Source organism: Nocardia beijingensis NBRC 16342, assembly GCF_001612785.1.
Lineage (GTDB): Bacteria > Actinomycetota > Actinomycetes > Mycobacteriales > Mycobacteriaceae > Nocardia > Nocardia beijingensis.
The window spans coordinates 1-878 of record NZ_BDBC01000104.1 but is presented as its reverse complement, the minus strand read 5'-3'; the positions used below and the strand labels follow the sequence as shown (position 1 = coordinate 878).

Genomic DNA, 878 nt, shown 5'->3' with positions numbered 1-878 from the left:
CGGGTCGACGAGGGTGGAGGTGTCGCCGAGTTCGCGTCCTTCGGCGACGTCGCGCAGGAGGCGGCGCATGATTTTGCCGCTGCGGGTTTTGGGGAGTTCGGGGACGATGTGGATTTCGCGGGGTTTGGCGATGGGGCTGATTTCGCGGGCGACTTCGGTTTTGAGGTCGTCGATGAGGGTGTCGCCGGGTTGGGCTTCGGCGGTGAGGATGACGAAGGCGACGATGCCTTGGCCGGTGGTGGGGTCGGTGGCGCCGACGACGGCGGCTTCGGCGACGGTGTGGTGTGCGACGAGGGCGGATTCGACTTCGGCGGTGGAGATTCGGTGGCCGGAGACGTTCATGACGTCGTCGACGCGGCCGAGGACCCACAGGTCGCCGTCGGTGTCGAGTTTGGCGCCGTCGCCGGCGAAGTACCAGCCTTGTTCGGCGAAGCGTTGCCAGTAGGTGGTTTGGTAGCGTTCGGGATCGCCCCAGATGCCGCGCAGCATCGACGGCCACGGTTGGTCGAGCACGAGGTAGCCGTTGGCTTCGGTTTCTCCGTGGTGGACCGGTTTGCCTTCTTCGTCGACGACGCGGGCGGAGATGCCGGGCAGGGGGGTCATGGCGGCGCCGGGTTTGGCGGCGGTGACGCCGGGCAGGGGGGAGATCATGATGGCGCCGGTTTCGGTTTGCCACCAGGTGTCCACGATGGGGGCGCGGCCGGCGCCGATGACTTCGCGGTACCAGCGCCAGGCTTCGGGGTTGATGGGTTCGCCGACCGAGCCGAGTACGCGGATGCTGGACAGGTCGTGGGCGGCGGGGATGTCGCGGCCCCATTTCATGAAGGTGCGTACCAGCGTCGGCGCGGTGTAGTAGATGGTGACGCCGTATTTTTCGA

Annotated in this window: 1 protein-coding gene; it reads right to left on the bottom strand. The window is 67.1% G+C overall.

All coding sequences use genetic code 11. The features are described 5' to 3' along the window. Positions 1–878: AMP-binding protein (locus tag NB3_RS33775; RefSeq protein WP_157112176.1), on the bottom strand; the 878-nt coding region annotated here is incomplete at both ends.